The following is a 2,155-nucleotide window of genomic DNA, read 5'->3' as shown; positions in this document are numbered from 1 at the left end:
TGCCCTCCGCGAGCAGGAGCCACTGAGCCGCGACGTCGGCGAGCGTGCCTCGCACGGGCTCGTCGTCGAGCAGGTGCACGCGCAGCGCTCGCCCGCGTGACGCCCGCACCCGGTCGGTCCACAGGACGCCCGCGCGCTCGGCGCGCGCCAGCTCCGCGACCTCGTGGTGCAGGCCGTCGCGGCGGGCGCGGTCGAGCTGCGCCTCCATGTCCGCGGATACGGACTGTAAACACGCCAAGCGCGTATGTACATCTCCGCACCCGCTGAATACCTTGATTCGGTCAGCACTTCACCAAGCGCGAGTCAAGGCGTCACGATGACCAGCACCACCGCCACGCCCACCGCCCCCACCGCCCGCCTGCCGCGTCGGACGCTCGTCGTCCCCGGCGTCTGGTCCTTCAAGGGCTCGGACGGGCGCACGTACGTCGTCCAGCGGGTCTGGGGCCTGCACGTCGTCCACTCGGAGAAGGCGCTCGCCCGCGGCCCGCAGCCGAGCACGTACATCTCGGAGCACGCGACGATGCGGGACGCGCTCACGTCCGTCTGAGCCCCGAACGCAAACCGGCCCCGGTCCGAGATGGACCGGGGCCAGTGCTATGTCGACAACGTGTCAGTCGCCGACGATCTCCCGCACGAACTCGACGACCCGGACGAGCCGGACCTCGCCGTCCTCGTTGCGCCGGAGCTCGTGCCGGACCTTCTTGATCTTCGCGGTGGCCATGGGCCACTCCTCTCCTTGGGTGTCGTGATTCACCTTTCACGGAGAGACACGGCCAAGCCGGGAGAGGTACCGTTCCGATTGCACGTGGTCCGACCCATTAGTGCGCCCGGAGGGCCCTCTCCCGACCCGACCTCGGGTCCGCGGGGGCCCTTCGTCTTGCCGTGGTCCAAGCGTAGAGCGCGCGGCCTACACCCCCGGGCGCGTGTCGGGATGACACCCCACGCGTCGGAGCCGAATCCCTCGGACTTTGACAAGCGCCGCGAGTCATGCGTACCCGGCTGACCTGCACTGAGACCGGGACGTGCCCGCAGGTCACAGCCCTGCAACGATCCGCAGCGCCGTCTCATGCGTGTACTCCAGGTCCACAGGCACGCGCACAAGCGCCGGAAGTCAGGCCACGTAGAACAAGTAGAACCGTTGACGTAGTCGCAGGTCTGCCCGCCATTCACGCCCTACCTGCCAGTGAGCAGCGGCCCCAGGATCGTCCAGACCACGCCCAGCCCGGTGAAGCAGACCGCGACGATGGCCCACCACGGCGCACGGCGCTTCTCGGCATCGGTCCGGAGTTGAGCGATCTCAGCCCCCTGCGAGTCGAACTTGGAGTCCACGTACGCGTTGCGCTGCAGCCACTCGTTCCGGGCGACGACGTCGTTGCGCTGCGCGTTGACCTCCAGGCGCAGGTTGTCGACGGACTTGATCAGGTCACTCAGTCGGGCCTCAACGACCGCAAGCGTCTTCTCGGACTCGTCCATCACTCCTCGCCCCCGTCCGGGCCAGGCGTGTTGACGTCCGCCATGCCGGTGACGGCCGCAGCGAGCAGCAGCCATGCCGCGGACGGCTCCCCGTCCACGTACCCGTAGACCGCCGCAACGGCGAGCCCGGCCGTCGCGACGCGGTAGATCCAGCGGCGTACTGCTGGTGTAGGCATCCGCATCGTCAGTCCACCTTGTAGAACTCTTCGACGACGACCAGGCCCGGGGCTCCGTTGCCCCCGGCCACCGCCACCTGCGAGACCCCGTTGTGGCCGCCGGCGCCGCCACCGCCGTAGGCCTGCCCGGCGAGGCCGGCGGACGAGCCCGCGTTGAAGGGGCGCTGCTCGCCGCCGAACATGGAGCCGCCGCCGTTGCCGCCGCTGCACGCGGAGTTCATGTAGAGGCCCTGGCCGCCGTCGCTGCCGACGACCGTGAAGCCCTACCCGGTCGTGATCGTCGACCCGGCGACGCCCTCACCCGGGGTCGCCCAGGCGGCCAGGCTCGAGCCCTCCGTCTGCGTGGTCGGGGCCACGGCGGTGCCGCCGCCCTTCGCGAGCAGCAGCGTCCCGAAGGAGGAGTCACCCCCGGCCGCACCCGTGGCGCCCGCCGCTGCAAGGCCACCGCCGCCGACCGTGACCGCCACCGAGGAGCCGAGGCTCGCTGCCGGGATGATCGCCTCGAC

At 70.5% G+C, this 2,155-nt stretch carries 4 protein-coding genes and 2 pseudogenes; 1 reads left to right on the top strand and 5 read right to left on the bottom strand.

Annotation, left to right across the window (positions count from 1 at the left end; translation table 11 throughout):
• Positions 1-208 (bottom strand): annotated as a pseudogene (locus HGCM_RS19870) (hypothetical protein); the annotation flags it as partial.
• A 108-nt stretch (positions 209-316) separates the two neighbouring features.
• On the opposite strand from HGCM_RS19870, the gene HGCM_RS09915 reads away from it, so the two are divergent.
• The gene (locus HGCM_RS09915; RefSeq protein WP_019136688.1) at positions 317-547 is read left to right on the top strand and encodes a hypothetical protein; all 231 of its coding nucleotides are present in this window, start codon (positions 317-319) and stop codon (positions 545-547) included.
• A 626-nt stretch (positions 548-1,173) separates the two neighbouring features.
• Here the strand turns inward: HGCM_RS09915 and HGCM_RS09905 are convergent.
• The 4 genes and pseudogenes from HGCM_RS09905 to HGCM_RS09895 form a co-directional block, all read right to left on the bottom strand.
• Entirely contained in the window at positions 1,174-1,473 is a 300-nt protein-coding gene (locus HGCM_RS09905) for a hypothetical protein (protein ID WP_019136686.1), read from the bottom strand.
• Positions 1,473-1,649, bottom strand: a complete 177-nt coding sequence (locus HGCM_RS19120; RefSeq protein ID WP_019136685.1) for a hypothetical protein — start codon at positions 1,647-1,649, stop codon at positions 1,473-1,475. Before HGCM_RS19120 ends, HGCM_RS09905 begins: the two co-directional genes overlap by 1 nt.
• An 8-nt stretch (positions 1,650-1,657) precedes the next feature.
• Positions 1,658-1,870, bottom strand: coding sequence for a hypothetical protein (locus HGCM_RS17860; protein ID WP_019136684.1), 213 nt, complete (start codon positions 1,868-1,870; stop codon positions 1,658-1,660).
• A 42-nt stretch (positions 1,871-1,912) separates the two neighbouring features.
• Positions 1,913-2,155, bottom strand: a pseudogene (locus HGCM_RS09895) (hypothetical protein); the annotation flags it as partial.

The sequence above is a fragment of the Cellulomonas massiliensis JC225 genome (genome assembly GCF_000312005.1).
Lineage (GTDB): Bacteria > Actinomycetota > Actinomycetes > Actinomycetales > Cellulomonadaceae > Cellulomonas > Cellulomonas massiliensis.
Note: the sequence above shows the minus strand (reverse complement) of the source record. Positions and strands in the feature narration are given on the sequence as shown.